This window comes from Bradyrhizobium sp. SZCCHNR1043 (assembly GCF_032489675.1).
Taxonomy (GTDB): domain Bacteria; phylum Pseudomonadota; class Alphaproteobacteria; order Rhizobiales; family Xanthobacteraceae; genus Bradyrhizobium.
The window spans coordinates 286,778-302,858 of the sequence record NZ_JAUEYN010000005.1; the positions used below are offsets into that span (position 1 = coordinate 286,778).

Genomic DNA, 16,081 nt, shown 5'->3' on the forward strand with positions numbered 1-16,081 from the left:
ATTTCAGGGTTTGTTTGCAGATTTCGTGCAGACGCGATTCCACATCTGGCGCAGGGGAAGCGTGATTGTTACGCAATGGTCGTCTTTCCCTGGGATGATCGGCTGCACACATGCTCGGACGTATCAGGACCGCGGTTCTCTGGCTTCTTGCTCTGCTCTTCATTTTCGTCACGCTGAACAGCAACGAGCCCTATCTGGTTCGGCTGCGGGGCAGCGGCCACGCAGCCCTGCTTCTCATAGGACTTGCCGTTCCGCTGCTACTGATGCTCGGCGGTCGGTGGCGGCGGGATGCCGCCGGACGCGCTCTCGTCGTGGCATGGTGTGTTCCGCTGATCATGCTGACGTCGACGCAGTTCATGTTTGCTTGGCGCAAGTACGAGACGTTCCGCACGCCCCCGGACGTGGCGCATCTGCTCGGCCGGCATTTCATCGTCGGCTACACGGCCGTGGACGACGCCGCCGCGCTGGCGCGACAGGGATTGATCGCGGGCGTCTATGTGACACACCACAACGTACGTGGCCGGACCGAGCCTCAATTGCGCGCCGAGATCGCGCGATTGCAGGCCGAGCGCCGGAGCGCCGGGCTGTCGCCCCTGCTGGTTGCGGCGGATCAGGAGGGAGGCACTGTCGCACACCTGTCTCCGACCCTGCCGAACATGCCCGGCCTCGCGACGCTGGCCGATCTGCCGGCCTCTCGCCGCGCGCAGGATGCGTTCGCGATGGGACGTACCCAAGGTGAGGCGCTCGCGGCTGCGGGCATCACCCTCAATCTGGCTCCTGTCGTCGACCTTCGCCCGAGCTGGACGCGCAACCGACTGGACTTCCACACCTTGATCGGCCGGCGCGCGATCTCCAACGATCCCACGGTGGTCGGCGACATCGCGCTTGGTTATGTCCGCGGCCTGGAAGCAAGCGGTGTTCGCGCGGCGGTGAAGCACTTCCCTGGCCTCGGGCGCGTCGCGGCGGACACGCATCACTTCTCGGCACAGCTCGACACGGCAGTCGATGTGTTGGAACAGTCGGATTGGCGGCCGTTCCGACAAGTGCTGCAGGGCTCGCACGCGGCAATGATGGTCGGTCACGTGATGGTCTATGCGATCGATCCAGAACGGCCTGCCTCACATTCCAAGGCCGTGCTCGATGGCCTCATTCGCGGCCGCTGGAACTATCAGGGCGTGATCGTGACGGATGATCTGGTCATGGGGGCGGTCTATGGCAATGATCTGTGCAAAGCCGTTGTGGAAGCGCTCAATGGCGGCGCCGATCTCTTGCTGGTGGCCTATGACGGGACCCAGTTCCATCGCGTGCTTGCTTGCGCCAAGGAAGCTCTGGCGGAAAGACGCATCGATCTCGATGCACTCCGGAGGAGCGATGAGCGGCTGAGGCGCTGGAGGCCTGAGGACAATCCGTCCGAGCCTTCGACCATCTCGACGGTTCGGGTGGAAGGCGTGCGTCGGAATGTCGTCGACTGACTCGCAGCAGGAGCCCACACTCAGCGCGGGCCGTTGCCCGTCCAGTTGCGCCAGGCGACGTTGGAGAGGCTACGCAGGTCGGTCGCCAGCGGGCGTCGCGTCTGCTTATCGTGCTGGGCAATGACCTGCTCGGACTCACGAATCTTGAGCTGGAGCTCAGCCACTTGCCGCTTGGTCAGTTCCAGCGCTTTCCCGTCGGCGCTCTCGCCGACGGTGAACCGGGCCGTCTCGATCTGCTTCAAGACCGCACGATTCTTTTTGAGCTGGGCGCGATGCCAGGCAACCTTGCTGTCACTGTCCGCAACCATGGTGCACTCCCGCGAAATGCCGCGAAGACTAAACAACCAGGTCTTGATTCGCGACGGCTCCAGGCCGGCATCGGCAACATGGGAATACCATTTGTCGATCTGTTGTCCTGATTACTTGGGGCACGAACGCTCCAGTCCCCCGCGAGCGTCTCGATCTCATTAATCAGTTCGGATGCCCCAGCCTGTGGAGTGGCTTGCGTAAGTTCATGATTTGTTCTAGATTGCAGCGATGCTTGCCTATGGGTGCTCCATGCGCGATCTGTGTTGGGTCCGAGACGAGATCGATCGAATGCGTCTACAGGTCGGGCGGCAGCGTCGTGAAATCTTGCAACTGCGGCGAGCCGGAGTGGCGACAGCCGCGGCCGAGGCGCTGTTGCAGCGCATGCTGCAAACTCTCGAGCGGCTGCGGCAGCAGCGCGAGCAGCGCAAGGTGGAGCAGGCGAGCCTGCTGCCTCGCAAGCAGCGGGGCGCCCGGCACGCATGAGATGCTGGCGGCGTTGGGAGCATCGCGGAGCGATGCCAGTCGTCTGGAGCCAGAGCGAAAAACGGACCCTCCGGACGCGAGGGCTCTGACCGGCCGATGTGCGTCAGCGGTTCGATGCTTGCGACAGGTCGTTGTTCGGCGCGCCCGAGCCGACTTCATCCTGATCCGTTGCACCCTGGCTGGGGCGTGCGGAGCCCTGCGACTTCCTGTTGGCTGCCGTCGTTGGCGCCGGTTCGGAGGTCCGAGCCTCGGGCAAGACGATGTCCGGCGGCACGGCCATGAGCTCTTCCGCGGTAGCCTCGCACGATTTGATCTCGAAATTGTTGTCCAGGATCTTTTCGCCGTGCGTGCCGAGCGTGATGAGATCAGCCTGTTCCGCAGCCTCCCAGACCTCGCGCTCGGTACGAAACGGACGGGTCAGCTGTTCGTCATTCTCAAACAATGCGTAGGGCACGAACGCCTCCAGATTGCGATCCATCGAGGCAGCGATGCCGCGCTGCTCAAAGCCGGCCGTCCATTCGAGGCAGGCACGTCCAGACAAACTGCTGCAGGTGCTGGCTGGTTCCACGCAGGAGCTTGCCGATCCGATCGACCAGTTGTGACGATCCGTCCGGCCCGCCCGGCGGAACATGGACGCAAGCGCGAGGTTGCCCGCGGTGTCGAATTTCCAGGAGAATTCAATGGACATCAAGGGAAAGAAGATCGCGATCCTCGCGACCAACGGGTTCGAGCAATCCGAGCTCGAAGTGCCGCGCGATCGCCTCAAGCAGGCGGGCGCGACCGTCGAGATCATCTCGCTCGCGCCGGGCGAGATCAAAGGCTGGGATGACAAGGATTGGGGACGGTCCGTCAAGGTCGACAAGACTTTGGACCAGGCTTCTGCTGCGGACTACGACGCCATCGTGCTGCCGGGCGGCCAGATCAATCCGGATCTGCTGCGTCTGGAGCCGAAGGCACTGCGATTCATCAAGGAGATCTTCGAAGCCAAGAAGATCGTTGCGGCGGTCTGTCATGCGCCGTGGCTCCTGATCGAGACGGGAATTGCCAAGGGGCGCAAGATGACGTCCTACAAATCGATCAAGACGGACGTCGCCAATGCCGGCGCGCAGTGGCAGGACGCGGAGGTCGTGGTCGATCAGGGCGTGATCACCTCGCGCAATCCCAGCGATCTGGAAGCCTTCAGCGCCAAGATCATCGAAGAGGTCAAGGAAGGCCGCCATCTCAAGCGCAATGCGGCCTGAGTCCGCAGCGATCGGGGCGCGGGGACGGGCCCAGCGTCCGAAGGTGTTCGGACGCTGGGCCGCAGTCCACACGGAGCGCCTCCAGCGCAATGGGGGAACGCCGCCAGAGGCCCAGAAAAGACGCGCGGCGGGCTGGGTCGTTCCCAATTCCGCCCCCGATCGCACATTGGCCAGTGGTCGACGGCCTCGCAACGTTCAGTGAGACGTCGGAACTTCGCTGCTTATCCCGGGTTTGCCGCTCTTGAACGGGCCGCGGGAGATGTGTCGTGAGTGAGAAAGCAAAAATCGAGGACTACAAGGCTCCGGCCGGCGGTTGGGGATCGGTGCGCGCGGTCGCGAGCATCCTGACGCAGGAGGAGGTCACGCTGCTCGGCAGCGAGATCCTGCTCAAACAGAACAAGCCAGGCGGCTTCATGTGCGTCAGCTGCTCCTGGGCCAAGCCGGCAAAGCCGCACCCGTTCGAATTCTGCGAGAATGGCGCCAAGGCAACCGCGTGGGAAATCACCGGCAAGACGGTCGGACCGGAGTTCTTTGCTCGGCACACGCTAGCTGAGTTACGGACATGGTCGGATCATCAGCTGGAAGAGCAAGGGCGTCTTGCTCATCCCCTGCGCTACGATGCTGCGGCGGATCGCTATGTCGCCGTGAGCTGGGAGGAGGCCTTTCGTGACGTCGGCGCGGAGTTGAACAATCTCGATCCGCATTCGGTCGTGATGTATACCTCGGGCCGGGCTTCGCTCGAGACCAGCTACATGTATCAGTTGTTCGACCGCATGTACGGCACCAACAATTTTCCCGACAGCTCCAACATGTGCCACGAATCCACATCAGTGGCTCTGCCGGAGGTGATTGGCGTCCCCGTCGGTACGGCGCTCCTTCAGGATTTCGACAAGGCAGATTGCTTCTTCTTCTTCGGCCAGAACACGACGACCAACTCGCCGCGCATGCTGCATCCGTTGCAGAAGGCGGCACAACGCGGCGTGCCCATCATCACGTTCAATCCGCTGCGGGAGCGTGGGCTGGAGCGCTTCACCAATCCGCAAAATCCCATTCAAATGGTGCTGACCGGGGGAACGCGGATCAGCACGCAGTATCATCAGCTGCGCATTGGCGGCGATGGTGCGGCGCCACTCGGATTGTGCAAGGCCGTGATCGAGGCGGATGATGCCGCGGTCGCGACCAGGAGCCCGCGCGTGCTCGATGTCGCCTTCATCGAGCAGCACACGTCCGGCTTCGAAGCTTTCGCAACCTGCTGCAGGCAGGCGTCGTGGAGCGATATCGAACGCTCCTCCGGCCTCACGCGCAGCGCCATTCTGGAGGCTGCCAAGGTCTACGCAGGCTCACGCGCCGTCATAGCCAACTATGGGATGGGAATTACCCAGCATCGCCATGGCGTCGAGACAGCCAAGATGATCGTGAATCTGCTGCTATTGCGCGGCAACATCGGGAAGCCCGGGGCGGGTATCTCGCCTGTCCGCGGCCATTCCAACGTGCAGGGGCAGCGTACCGTGGGAATCTCGGAGAAGACCAAGCTCGTGCCGCTCGACAAGCTGGCCGAGCTTTATTCCTTCGAGCCGCCGCGCTGGGACGGTCTCAGCACGGTCGATGCCTGCCAGGGCATCATCAAGGGCGACGTGAAGGGCTTCGTCAGCCTCGGCGGCAATTTCCTGCGCGCCATTCCGGAACGTTCGCTGATGGAGCCGGCATGGTCGAAGCTGCGGCTGTCGGTGCAGATCGCAACCAAGCTCAATCGCAGTCACCTCGTTCCGGGCGAGGTGACCTATCTGTTGCCGTGCCTCGGCCGCATCGAAATCGACCGGCAGGCGGGCGGAGAGCAGGCGGTCTCGATGGAGGACTCCGCTACCTGCATTCACGGCTCGCGCGGCCAGCGCCAGCCAGTCGCCGAGACCCTGTTGTCCGAACCAGCCATTGTCGCCGGTCTCGCCAAGGCCACCCTGAAGCCAAATCCGCGAGTCGACTGGGATGCCTGGGTCGGCGACTACGCGCGCGTCAGAGATGCCATCGAGCGAACCTATCCCGACCAGTTCAAGGACTTCAACAAGCGCCTGTTTCAGCCCGGCGGCTTTCCGCGGCCCATTGGCGCCCGCGAACGCAAATGGAAGACATCGACCGGCAAGGCGAACTTCACCGTGCCCAAGGCGGCACTCAATCCGCCGGAGGAAGGCAATGGCGTGTACCAGCTGATGACCTTGCGCGCCGACGGCCAGTTCAACACCACCATCTACAACGAGGACGACCGATTTCGCGGCGTCACGGGCGGCCGTCAGATCGTTTTCATGAACGCGAGCGACATGGCTGATCTGGGCATCAAGCAGAGCGAACTGGTTCGGCTTTCGACCGAGGCCGATGACGGCGTGGCGCGCTCGCTGGGCGGACTTCAGGCGGTGGCGTTCGACATTCCGCGCTACAGCGTTGCGGCCTACTACCCCGAATGCAACGGATTGATTCCGCTATGGCACTACGCGGAGGGGAGCAAGGTGCCCGCCGCCAAGTCGATCCCGGTCCGGATCTCGCGCGACATGGCCGCCTGAGCCGTCCGGAGCGGTCAGCCCGCAGCCCGTTGTCGTGCGTCGCCCGGCGCCGCCGTTGCGCAAGGGCTTGTGATCTCCGGCGGGGTCGCGCCGGGGCGGAGCGGGACGACCAGCCGGCACACCAATCCTTCGGGACGCCAGTCGAACGAGGCGCGCCCACCGAGCTGGCTTTCCACACTGGCCATCAGGCTGCGCGTGCCGAAGCCGCGCGAGGTCGGCGCGCGCACCAAGGGACCGCCGGTTTCAATCCAGATCAGATCCAGGCGCTCATTCTCGATGGTCCATTTGACTGAGAGATGCCCGGAGCGGACCGACAGCGCGCCGTATTTGGCCGAGTTTGTCACCAGCTCGTGCAGCGCCAGCGCCAGCGTCTGCGCGGTCGCCGGCTCGAGTTGCAGCTCGGCGCCGTCGAAGGCGACCTGGCCGCCAGTCGCATAGGGCGCGAGTTCTTCGGCCACCAACCGGCTTATCTTCGCACCTTCCCAGCTTGATAGCGAGAGGATGGTGTGTACGCGGGCCAGCGCGCTGATGCGCCCCTCTACCGCGTCGACATAGGTCTTCACGCTGTCGGCTTTTGTCAGGCGAACGATCGACTGGGCCAAGGTCAGCGCATTCTTGGCGCGATGATCGACCTCGCGGGTCAGCAGGTTCTGGCGTTCCTCGGCGCGTTTGCGCTCGGTGATGTCGATCGTGACCCCGCTGACGCGGATCACGCGACCGGTCCTGTCGGTTGTCGCTGCGGCCGTTCCGACGCACCAGCGTTCTTCGCCATCTGGCCGGTTGATCCGGAACTCAGCCTCATACGATGTCGTGCCTCGGCTAAATTCCGCGACCACCTGGCGGGCACGCTCGGCATCCTCCCGGTGCAGGAGCGCCATGATGTTCACGGTGTTCAGCTCGAAGCTCTGAGGCGAGACGCCGAAGATACGGTACTGGCCCTCGTCCCACATCCAATCGCCATTGACACCGTCCCAGTCCCACGAGCCCATCCTGCCGGCCGCGATCGCCATGCTCCGACGCTGCTCGCTCTCGACGAGCTTTGCTGTCGATCGCTCAAGCTCGGCCGTGCGGGCCCGTACCCGGTCCTCCAGCTCAAGGTTGAGATGTTCCAGCTCGCGTGTCTTGCGATAGAGCTCGGCAAAAACCTTGATCTTGGCGCGCAGTACCTCCGGCACGACGGGAACCGGTACGTAGTCGACGGCGCCCATCTCATAGCCACGAAGGCGATCGAAGTCGCTCACCTGGATGGCGGAGATGAAGATGATCGCAATCTTCTGGAACCTCGGATGCTCACGGATCATTTGCGCCAGTTCGAAGCCGTCGAGCTCGGGCATGCAGACGTCGACGAGGATCACCGCGATCTCGTTCTTCAACAGAATTTCGAGCGCCTCGCGCCCGGAGGTGGCGACTACGAGTTTCTCGCCGAGTTCCTTCAGGATGACCTCGTAAGCCAGCAGCTTCGCCGGCTGATCGTCGACCAGGAGGATGTTGACCTTCGCATGTTCCATCATGATGAACCGTTCAGCGGTGCAGCCACATGCGGATCGCAAGGAGCAGCTGCTCGGTGTTGACGGGTTTTGCCAGATAATCGGAGGCGCCAGCTTCGAGACACTTTTCGCGGTCTCCCTTCATGGCTTTCGCGGTCAACGCGATGATGGGGAGCCGGACGAAGGCGGGATTTTGCCTAATGACGCCGATCGTCTGGTAACCATCCATCTGCGGCATCATGATGTCCATCAGGACGATCGAGATCGCGGGATTGCTCTGCACCAGGTCGATCGCTTCGCTTCCGGTGGTCGCCGTCAGCACTTTCATGCCGCGGCGTTCCAGCACGCTGGAGAGAGCAAAGATGTTGCGGGCGTCGTCGTCGACCAGCAGCACCGTCTTGCCGATCAGATCTTCGTCGGAACTGTTCAGCTTCTCCAGCATGCGCTGCTTCTCGAGCGGCAGTTCCGTAATCACACGGTGTAGGAACAACGACGTCTCGTCGAGCAGCCGCTCCGGCGACTCGACGCCCTTGACGACGATGCTGCGCGCCATCGTATGCAGTTCCGCATCCTCCTCGGCCGACAATTCCCGCCCGGTGAAGACGACCACCGGAACGCTCGATAAGAAATCGTCGGAGCGCAATTGATCGAGTACGTCGAACCCGCTCATGTCTGGCAGCCGCAGATCGAGAACCACGCAATCGCACGGCGCGCTGCGCAGCGTCTCGAGCGCCGAAGCTCCCGTATCCGCCGCGATGATCTCGATGTCGTCGTGATCCAACAACTGGCGGATGCTGAGTTGCTCGGCCGCGTTGTCCTCGACGATCAGCAGCCGCTTGCGTCGCGGCTTGGCGTATTCCTTGATCTGCGACAGGGCCGCGCTGACGCCTTCCGTTGTCGTGGGCTTGCTGACAAAGGAGAACGCGCCACGCGCCAAAGCGTGCTGGCGGTCTTCGTCGAGCGTGATGATCTGCACCGGGATGTGCCGCGTCAGCGGATTATGCTTGAGCTGGCTCAGAACGGTCCAGCCGAGCATGTCCGGCAGGAAGACGTCGAGAGAGATCGCGGCCGGTTGATACTGCTTGGCGAGGTCCAGCGCCTCGGCGCCGCGGCCGGCGATCAGCACCTTGAAGCCCTTGTCGCGCGCGAGGTCGATCAGGACGCGCGCGTAGTGCGGATCGTCCTCGACCACGAGCAGGATCGTATCGCCGGGTTCGAGATCGAGACGATCGTCCGGCGGGGGCTCGATCCCGCGTTCCGGCGCGGCCGCTTGCTGTAGGGCTGGGGGTTGAACATAGGGAACGGGCGATGCTGGACTGACGCGCGGCGTCGTTGCGGGACCTGAATATTTGAGCGGCAGATAGAGCGTGAAGGTGCTGCCCTTACCGGGTGCGCTCTTGAGATGGATCTCGCCGCCCAGGAGGTTGGCGAGCTCGCGGCTGATCGCGAGCCCGAGGCCGGTGCCACCATATTTGCGGCTCGTGCCGGCATCCGCCTGCTGGAACGCCTCGAAGATCAGTTTCTGCTTGTCTTGCGGAATGCCGATGCCGGTGTCCGAGACTTCGAACGCGATCACGGCCGGTGCAGTGTTGAGCACCGGATGTTCTGCGCTCCATCCGCCGAGCGCCGCAGATACCTTCAAGCGCACCCCTCCTTCGGCGGTGAACTTGAAGGCGTTCGAGAGCAGATTCTTCAACACCTGCTGCAGGCGCTTGGAATCCGTGACGATGCTACGCGCAAGGTTCGGGTCCACGTCGATGTTGAAGGCGAGCAGGCGATTTTCCGCCTCGTGGCGGAACGGACGTCCCACGGTTTCCAGGAGGTTGGTGGTGAGGATCTCCTCGGCATCGACCGTCACGGTGCCGGACTCGATCTTGGAGAGATCGAGGATGTCGCTGATCAGATTGAGCAGATCGGTGCCGGCGCCATGGATGGTGCGGGCGAACTCGACCTGCTTGAGGGTGAGATTGCCGTCCGGATTCTCGGTCAGCTGCTGGCCGAGGATCAGGATGCTGTTGAGCGGCGTGCGCAGCTCGTGCGACATGTTGGCGAGGAACTCGGACTTGTACTTGGATGTCAGCGCGAGCTCGGTCGCCTTTTCCTCGAGCGCGCGGCGGGCCTGCTCGATCTCCTGGTTCTTGCGCTCGACCTCGACGTTGCGCTCGGCGAGCTGTTGCGCCTTCTGCTCGAGCTGCTCGTTGGTCTGTTGCAGCTCGCGCTGCTGGGTCTGAAGCTCCGCGGCGAGCTGCTGCGACTGCTTCAACAGCCCTTCGGTCTGCATCGTGGCTTCGATCGAATTGAGCACGATGCCGATGGAGTCGGTGAGCTGCTCGAGGAACGTCATCTGCGACGTCGTGAACAAACTAAGCGACGCCAGCTCGATCACCGCCTTGACCTGGTTCTCGAACAACACCGGCAGCACCACGAGGTTCTTCGGGACGGCGCGGAGCAGGGCGGAGCCCACGGGGATGACGTCGGATGGAATCTCGGAGACGAGCCGCTGTCGCTTGTCGATCGCGCATTGTCCGATCAGCCCCTCGCCGAACTGGACGTGAGTCCGGTGAGGATAGATGCCGTCATCGGCGTATGAGGCAAGCAGGCGCAGCTGTGGCGTGGACTCGGTCTCGACCTGGTAGATCACACCGCGGTGGGCGTTCACCAGCGGCGTCAGCTCGGTCAGCAGCAGGCGGCCGACGGTGGTCAGGTCGCGCTGGCCCTGCAGCATGTTGGTGAACTTGGCCAGGTTGGTCTTGAGCCAGTCCTGCTCCGTGTTGAGGTCGGTGGTGAGCCTCAGATTGGTGATCATCGTATTGATGTTGTCTTTGAGCTCGGACACCTCGCCGCGGGCATCGACCTGGATGGAGCGGGTGAGATCGCCCTTGGTCACGGCCGTCGCGACCTCGGCGATGGCGCGCACCTGGGATGTCAGGTTGGCCGCAAGCAGGTTGACGTTGCCGGTCAGATCCTTCCACGTGCCGGCCGCGCCGGGCACGTTGGCCTGGCCGCCGAGCCGGCCCTCGACGCCGACCTCGCGGGCAACGCTCGTCACCTGGTCGGCGAAGGTCGCCAGCGTCTCCGTCATGTTGTTGATGGTTTCGGCGAGCGCTGCGACCTCGCCCTTCGATTTGACCGTGAGGTTCTGCTTGAGATCGCCATTGGCGACGGCGGTCACGACCTTGACGATGCCGCGGACCTGTTCGGTCAAATTCGCGGCCATGAAGTTCACGGTATCGGTGAGGTCCTTCCAGGTGCCGGCAACGCCCGGCACCTGCGCCTGTCCGCCGAGCTTGCCCTCGGTGCCGACCTCGCGTGCCACGCGCGTCACCTCGCCGGCGAAGGCGTTGAGCTGATCGACCATGGTGTTGATGGTGTTCTTCAGCTCCAGGATCTCGCCCTTCACGTCGACGGTGATCTTGCGCGACAGGTCGCCGCGCGCCACCGCGGTGGTCACCTCGGCGATGTTGCGGACCTGCGTGGTCAGGTTGGCCGCGAGCAGGTTGACGTTGTCGGTCAGGTCCTTCCAGGTGCCGCCGACGCCGGGCACAACGGCCTGGCCGCCCAACCGGCCCTCGGTGCCGACCTCGCGCGCGACGCGCGTCACTTCGGCCGCGAACGAGCGCAACTGCTCCACCATCGTGTTCAGGGTGTCCTTGAGCAGCAGGATCTCGCCGCGCACGTCGACGGTGATCTTTTTCGACAGGTCGCCGCCGGCGATCGCGGTCGCGACCTCGGCGATGTTGCGCACCTGGGCCGTCAGGTTCGAGGCCATGAAGTTGACGCTGTCGGTCAAATCCTTCCAGGTGCCCGCGACTTCCGGCACCTCGGCCTGGCCGCCCAACTTGCCTTCGGTGCCGACCTCGCGCGCCACGCGCGTCACTTCGGAGGCGAAGGCGTTGAGCTGATCGACCATGGTGTTGATGGTGTTCTTCAGCTCGAGGATCTCGCCCTTCACGTCGACGGTGATCTTGCGCGACAGGTCGCCGCGCGCCACCGCCGTGGTCACCTCGGCGATGTTGCGGACCTGAGCCGTCAGATTGCCGGCCATCGAGTTGACGCTGTCGGTGAGATCCTTCCAGGTGCCGGCGACGCCGGGCACGTTGGCTTGGCCGCCGAGCCGGCCCTCGGTGCCGACCTCGCGCGCGACGCGCGTCACCTCGCCCGCGAAGCGGTTGAGCTGATCGACCATCGTGTTCAGCGTCTCTTTGAGGCTTAGGATCTCGCCGCGCACGTCGACGGTGATCTTACGCGACAGGTCGCCTCCGGCGATGGCCGTTGCCACCTCGGCGATGTTGCGCACCTGCGCCGTCAAATTGCCAGCCATCGAGTTGACGCTGTCGGTGAGATCCTTCCAGGTGCCGGCGACGCCGGGCACCTCGGCCTGGCCGCCGAGCTTGCCGTCGGTGCCGACCTCGCGCGCCACGCGCGTCACTTCGCCGGCGAAGGCGTTGAGCTGGTCGACCATCGTGTTCAGCGTTTCCTTCAGCTGAAGGATCTCGCCGGAGACGTTGACCGTGATCTTCTTCGACAGGTCGCCCTTGGCGACGGCGGTGGCGACCTCCGCGATGTTGCGGACCTGGCCGGTCAGGTTGGAGGCCATCGAGTTGACGCTGTCGGTCAGGTCCTTCCAGGTGCCCGCGACTCCGCGCACCATGGCCTGGCCGCCGAGCTTGCCCTCGGTGCCGACCTCGCGGGCGACGCGGGTCACCTCGCCCGCGAAGGCGTTGAGCTGGTCGACCATCGTGTTGATGGTGTCCTTCAGCTCCAGGATCTCGCCGCGCACGTCGACGGTGATCTTCTTCGACAGGTCGCCATTGGCGACGGCGGTCGTCACCTCGGCGATGTTGCGGACCTGCGCCGTCAGGTTCGACGCCATCGAGTTGACGCTCTCGGTGAGATCCTTCCAGGTGCCGGCGACGCCGAGCACGTTGGCCTGGCCGCCGAGCCGACCGTCGGTGCCGACCTCTCGCGCCACGCGCGTGACCTCGCCGGCGAACGCATTGAGCTGGTCGACCATTGTGTTCAGCGTTTCCTTCAGCTGAAGGATCTCGCCGGAGACGTTGACCGTGATCTTCTTTGATAGATCGCCGCTGGCGATGGCGGTCGCGACGTCGGCGATGTTGCGGACCTGTGCCGTCAGGTTCGACGCCATGAAGTTCACGTTGTCGGTCAAATCCTTCCAGGTGCCGGCAACGCCGGGCACCTGCGCCTGGCCGCCGAGCTTGCCCTCGGTGCCGACCTCGCGCGCCACGCGCGTCACCTCGGAGGCGAAGGCGTTGAGCTGGTCGACCATCGTGTTGATGGTGTCCTTCAGCTCCAGGATCTCGCCGCGCACGTCGACCGTGATCTTGCGTGACAGGTCACCGCGGGCGACCGCAGTGGTGACGTTGGCGATATTGCGGACCTGAGCGGTGAGGTTGCCGCACATCGCGTTGACGGAGTCGGTGAGGTCCTTCCAGGTGCCGGCAACGCCGGGAACGATGGCCTGACCGCCGAGCTTGCCGTCGGTGCCGACCTCGCGCGCCACACGCGTCACCTCCGACGCGAACGACCTGAGCTGATCGACCATCGTGTTGATGGCTTCCTTCAGCTGCAGAATTTCACCACGCACGTCGACCGTGATCTTCTTCGACAGGTCGCCATTGGCAACCGCGATCGTCACCTCCGCGATATTGCGGACCTGGCCGGTGAGGTTGTTGGCCATGGAGTTGACGCTCTCGGTCAGGTCCTTCCAGACGCCCGTGACTTCGGGAACCTGGGCCTGGCCGCCGAGCTTGCCCTCGGTGCCGACCTCGCGCGCCACGCGGGTCACTTCGGACGTGAAGACGCTGAGCTGCTTGATCATCGTATTGACGATGGTCGCCGACTGCAGGAACTCGCCGCCCAGAGGCCGGCCATCGACGTCCAGTTTCACGGTCTGCAAGAGGTCGCCTTGGGCCACGGCGGCAACCGCGCGCGTCACCTCACGGGTGGGCCATAGAAGATCGTCGATCAACGTGTTGATCGAGCTCTCCATATCCGCCCAGGAGCCGCTTGCGATGCCGAACCGCACGCGCTGGCGCGTCTTTCCCTCCCGTCCCACGACCTGGCCGACGCGCTCGAGCTGCTGCGCCATCCGCTCGTTGGCCGCAATGATCTCGTTGAACGTGTCGGCGATCTTGCCGTCGATGCCGAGATAGTCGCCGCCCATACGCACGGAGAAATCTCCGGAACGCATGGCCTGGAGAGCGCGGAGCAGGTCCTGGCTGGCATCGGCCGCCTCGGCTCCGTTGCCTTGGCGGCCAAACCCTTGGCGCTCGGGCATCGGACCGGCAGCAGAATCGAGATCGCTCATCAAGTTCCCCGTGGCAGACCGTCTACCAGCAAAAATCCGAGACTCGGATAGCCGGCGGCCATAGAAGCCGCCGCAACTACTCAAATCAAGCCAGGATGCCGATTTCCAAGGCTAATGGAACCGGCCTTTACTGGCGCGAGTGCTTCAACTCCACTCCAGGAAAAGGGTTCCCATCTATTCGTCGCTGACGAAGGAGGCGATTTCCATTGGAACGGGGAAAGGGGGCGCGCCTCATTCGAGTAAGAGGAGAACCTGCCTCAAGTTCGCTATTGCTGCCGTCTTGATGCCTCCGAAGGGGACTAGCAATGGAAACCACGGCAGAGACGGGGATGCCGGAAGCAATGGCGCCGGGATGCCGACGGATCCGAAGATCCCGAGACGCCTAAGAATGCAGGCCCTTCACGTTGGCAGTGTCGCGTCGCTTCTGAGCAGGACCCGCGCTGCAACGTGCGCCATGTTCCACCAGCGCAGAGCGAACATTAATATCGTGTAACAGAGTTGCGGCGGTCCGCCGTGGCTCCCAGCTGATTGAGATGAAACGATCGGATCTTTTCAGAGAGAACGCAGACAACTGTCTCCAGCTCGCGGAGCGCGCCGACGGAGAGCCGGCGTTCCGGCGCTATCGACGCATGGCCCAAGGTTGGAAAGCGCTCGCGCTCCAGCAGGATTGGCTCGATGGCGAAATCGCACCGCTCGGCGAGTACCGGACCGCGCTACGCGAGTAACCAATCTGGATGGAGGAGCGTCCCATGACCCCCCGCACCGTTCTCATTGCTCTGCTGACGGCCTTTAGCCTGGCCTCGGCCGTCGCCGCGTTCACGACGATTCGTCAGGTGCATACGGAAGCGTATTCGCTGCCGCAGCCCATCACCCACATCTGAACCAGCGGCAGCCGAACTTCTCCATCTTCTCCATCGTGGCCCCGCCGGAGACCTGAAGCGGCGTCCAGATCGGCCCGGGCGCGACGGCGTTCACGCGTATGGCCTTCGGTCCGAGCTGCTTGGCCAACGACTTCACATAGTTCATGGGTCGCCGCCTTTGTTCGCGCATAGTCGTAGAGATCCGCAGAGCCATCATAGGCCTGCTCGGACGAGGTGCCGATGATGACCGATCCCGGCTTCAGATGGGGCAGGGCGGCCTTGATGATCCAGAACGGGGCATAGATATTGGTTTTCATCGTCGCGTCGAAATCTTCGGACGAGACATCCAGGGTCGACTGACGCGTCTGCTGCCGCGCGGGTGTTATTGACGACAATGTCGAGTCCGCCGCGTGCTTCGACGGCCCGTTGCACCAGCCGCCGGCAGAACGTCTCCTCTCGAGGGACGTGGTCAACAGCCTGAGATCGCCAACGTTTCATTTGGATCGCTCAAGCACCGTGTTGCGCCAGATGCGCGGTCGGCTCTGCGGCCTGTTGGCTCAAGGAGGGAACGAACAGGCGCGGCCCGCGTCGTTTCGATCGAATCGCAGCGGCGTCAGCGCTATCCAATCCGGCGCCCTTCGTGGATCACCAACCAAGGAGAGCCATCCGATGGCGCAGCAAGGCCAAGGCATCGTCAGGACAGGACGCGGTGAGGATCAGCCCGCCGACAAGGAGCGTGCGCAGCAGGTTCATAAGACCACATCTCCGGATGCTCCGTCCCGCGAGGCGACACGTCATCCCGAGCAGGACGGTAACCCGTCGGAGGCCGACTGAGAGCGCTCAGGCTCTTGGGAACGGCCGGTGACGGCCGAACGTTATCGATCCACTCGCACCGGGAGGACCACATGACGTCGATGCTCGATGAACGCGAATATGGCAACCTGATTGGAAGCGACAAGGTCGAAGGCACGGCCGTTTATGGCGCCGACGACACCAAGATCGGCACCATCGAACGCGTGATGATCGACAAGCTGAGCGGGCGGGTCTCGTATGCCGTCCTGGGCTTCGGCGGTTTCCTCGGGCTTGGGAATGATCACTACCCGTTGCCCTGGCAATCCCTGAAGTACGACACGCGACTCGGCGGCTACGTTACCGGCGTGACCGAGAACCAACTGCGAGGCGCGCCGAAATATTCCGACGAGCGTGAGTGGGACTGGGGGGATGCCGGGGCGGGGCGCAAGGTCGACGACTATTACGGCGTCCAACTCGCGTAGGACCGCCGATCCCGTTCATTGCCCTGGCGAGGCTTGCTGACGAACGTGGCGCGTAGCGGCCATCGTCAGCGA

The 16,081-nt window shown here is 63.6% G+C and carries 12 protein-coding genes and 1 pseudogene; 8 read left to right on the forward strand and 5 right to left on the reverse strand.

What is annotated here, in order from left to right; all coding sequences use genetic code 11:
• Window positions 1-110: 110 nt before the first annotated feature.
• Window positions 111-1,472 carry a glycoside hydrolase family 3 N-terminal domain-containing protein gene (locus tag QX039_RS11035; RefSeq protein WP_315738074.1) on the forward strand — a complete coding sequence of 454 codons (1,362 nt, stop codon included), beginning with the start codon at window positions 111-113 and terminating at the stop codon, window positions 1,470-1,472.
• Window positions 1,473-1,492: 20 nt separating this feature from the next.
• Here the strand turns inward: QX039_RS11035 and QX039_RS11040 are convergent, their stop codons facing one another.
• On the reverse strand, window positions 1,493-1,780 hold the full coding sequence (locus tag QX039_RS11040; RefSeq protein ID WP_315738073.1) for a hypothetical protein: 288 nt from the start codon (window positions 1,778-1,780) through the stop codon (window positions 1,493-1,495).
• A 289-nt stretch (window positions 1,781-2,069) separates the two neighbouring features.
• Here QX039_RS11040 and QX039_RS11045 point away from each other — a divergent pair, with 289 nt between their 5' ends.
• Entirely contained in the window at window positions 2,070-2,264 is a 195-nt protein-coding gene (locus QX039_RS11045) for a hypothetical protein (protein WP_315738072.1), read from the forward strand.
• A 103-nt stretch (window positions 2,265-2,367) separates the two neighbouring features.
• Here the strand turns inward: QX039_RS11045 and QX039_RS11050 are convergent, their stop codons facing one another.
• Window positions 2,368-2,952 (reverse strand): hypothetical protein, encoded by a 585-nt coding sequence (locus QX039_RS11050; RefSeq protein ID WP_315770769.1) that lies wholly within the window; start codon window positions 2,950-2,952, stop codon window positions 2,368-2,370.
• Between QX039_RS11050 and QX039_RS11055 the strand changes: the two genes are divergently transcribed.
• Both QX039_RS11055 and QX039_RS11060 read left to right on the forward strand, forming a co-directional pair.
• Window positions 2,945-3,505: a type 1 glutamine amidotransferase domain-containing protein gene (locus QX039_RS11055; RefSeq protein ID WP_315770767.1), complete on the forward strand. Its 561-nt coding sequence runs from the start codon at window positions 2,945-2,947 to the stop codon at window positions 3,503-3,505. The two genes, QX039_RS11050 and QX039_RS11055, sit on opposite strands and share 8 nt — an antisense overlap.
• A 266-nt stretch (window positions 3,506-3,771) precedes the next feature.
• The gene (locus QX039_RS11060) at window positions 3,772-6,057 is read left to right on the forward strand and encodes an FdhF/YdeP family oxidoreductase (RefSeq protein WP_315770765.1); all 2,286 of its coding nucleotides are present in this window, start codon (window positions 3,772-3,774) and stop codon (window positions 6,055-6,057) included.
• Between the two features lie 14 nt (window positions 6,058-6,071).
• Here QX039_RS11060 and QX039_RS11065 read toward each other — a convergent pair whose 3' ends face one another.
• Window positions 6,072-7,565: an HWE histidine kinase domain-containing protein gene (locus QX039_RS11065; protein WP_315770876.1), complete on the reverse strand. Its 1,494-nt coding sequence runs from the start codon at window positions 7,563-7,565 to the stop codon at window positions 6,072-6,074.
• Between the two features lie 13 nt (window positions 7,566-7,578).
• On the reverse strand, window positions 7,579-13,758 hold the full coding sequence (locus QX039_RS11070; RefSeq protein ID WP_315770875.1) for a HAMP domain-containing protein: 6,180 nt from the start codon (window positions 13,756-13,758) through the stop codon (window positions 7,579-7,581).
• Between the two features lie 650 nt (window positions 13,759-14,408).
• Here QX039_RS11070 and QX039_RS11075 point away from each other — a divergent pair.
• Together QX039_RS11075 and QX039_RS11080 are read left to right on the forward strand one after the other, a co-directional pair.
• Complete coding sequence (locus QX039_RS11075; protein WP_315770763.1) at window positions 14,409-14,600, forward strand: hypothetical protein; 192 nt, start codon at window positions 14,409-14,411, stop codon at window positions 14,598-14,600.
• A 24-nt stretch (window positions 14,601-14,624) separates the two neighbouring features.
• The gene (locus QX039_RS11080) at window positions 14,625-14,756 is read left to right on the forward strand and encodes a hypothetical protein (RefSeq protein ID WP_315756589.1); all 132 of its coding nucleotides are present in this window, start codon (window positions 14,625-14,627) and stop codon (window positions 14,754-14,756) included.
• A 10-nt stretch (window positions 14,757-14,766) separates the two neighbouring features.
• Here the strand turns inward: QX039_RS11080 and QX039_RS11085 are convergent.
• Window positions 14,767-15,194, reverse strand: a pseudogene (locus tag QX039_RS11085) (SDR family oxidoreductase); the annotation flags it as partial.
• Window positions 15,195-15,404: 210 nt separating this feature from the next.
• On the opposite strand from QX039_RS11085, the gene QX039_RS11090 reads away from it, so the two are divergent.
• Entirely contained in the window at window positions 15,405-15,569 is a 165-nt protein-coding gene (locus QX039_RS11090; RefSeq protein WP_315738065.1) for a hypothetical protein, read from the forward strand.
• A gap of 71 nt (window positions 15,570-15,640) precedes the next feature.
• Window positions 15,641-16,009, forward strand: a complete 369-nt coding sequence (locus tag QX039_RS11095; protein WP_315738064.1) for a PRC-barrel domain-containing protein — start codon at window positions 15,641-15,643, stop codon at window positions 16,007-16,009.
• Window positions 16,010-16,081: the final 72 nt, after the last annotated feature.

Bases quoted from the DNA above. Each gene is read 5' to 3' on its own strand.
- QX039_RS11095 (WP_315738064.1), top strand. From the start codon at position 15,641: ATGACGTCGATGCTCGATGAACGCGAATATGGCAACCTGATTGGAAGC.
- QX039_RS11090 (WP_315738065.1), top strand. From the start codon at position 15,405: ATGGCGCAGCAAGGCCAAGGCATCGTCAGGACAGGACGCGGTGAGGAT.
- QX039_RS11065 (WP_315770876.1), bottom strand. From the start codon at position 7,565: ATGGAACATGCGAAGGTCAACATCCTCCTGGTCGACGATCAGCCGGCG.
- QX039_RS11050 (WP_315770769.1), bottom strand. From the start codon at position 2,952: ATGTCCATTGAATTCTCCTGGAAATTCGACACCGCGGGCAACCTCGCG.
- QX039_RS11055 (WP_315770767.1), top strand. From the start codon at position 2,945: ATGGACATCAAGGGAAAGAAGATCGCGATCCTCGCGACCAACGGGTTC.
- QX039_RS11040 (WP_315738073.1), bottom strand. From the start codon at position 1,780: ATGGTTGCGGACAGTGACAGCAAGGTTGCCTGGCATCGCGCCCAGCTC.
- QX039_RS11070 (WP_315770875.1), bottom strand. From the start codon at position 13,758: ATGCGTTCCGGAGATTTCTCCGTGCGTATGGGCGGCGACTATCTCGGC.
- QX039_RS11045 (WP_315738072.1), top strand. From the start codon at position 2,070: ATGCGTCTACAGGTCGGGCGGCAGCGTCGTGAAATCTTGCAACTGCGG.
- QX039_RS11080 (WP_315756589.1), top strand. From the start codon at position 14,625: ATGACCCCCCGCACCGTTCTCATTGCTCTGCTGACGGCCTTTAGCCTG.
- QX039_RS11035 (WP_315738074.1), top strand. From the start codon at position 111: ATGCTCGGACGTATCAGGACCGCGGTTCTCTGGCTTCTTGCTCTGCTC.
- QX039_RS11075 (WP_315770763.1), top strand. From the start codon at position 14,409: ATGAAACGATCGGATCTTTTCAGAGAGAACGCAGACAACTGTCTCCAG.